Origin of the sequence: Tritonibacter sp. SIMBA_163 (genome assembly GCF_046535935.1) — a bacterium.
In the GTDB taxonomy this organism is placed as follows: Bacteria; Pseudomonadota; Alphaproteobacteria; order Rhodobacterales; family Rhodobacteraceae; genus Epibacterium; species Epibacterium scottomollicae.
The window spans coordinates 1-261 of the sequence record NZ_JAWJBP010000688.1 but is presented as its reverse complement, the minus strand read 5'-3'; the positions used below and the strand labels follow the sequence as shown (position 1 = coordinate 261).

Genomic DNA, 261 nt, shown 5'->3' with positions numbered 1-261 from the left:
ACAGGTGTTGGAGGCTGTCAAGCGAGTACCGGCGAAATCCGTATCGCCCAGGAATCGGAAGGCGCGCCGAAGCCGTCGGGCTTTCGTTTTGCTTTGGGAAAAGCACATGCATTGTGGCACCAGCAAAAGCCTGTATTCTCCCAACTCGCGGAATGCGCGGACACCTGTCCCGGCGATGATGCCGATGACACCCGCGCCTTCAGGGGGAGAAATATGGTTGACGTGACACTTCTGGCATTTGCCGTGGTCGCTTTTATCGGC

Annotated in this window: 1 protein-coding gene; it reads left to right on the top strand. The window is 57.5% G+C overall.

Going from position 1 to position 261, the window contains the following annotated elements; genetic code table 11:
• The coding region (locus R0J92_RS24075; protein WP_411053534.1) for a hypothetical protein at positions 1-261 on the top strand (261 nt) is incomplete at both ends.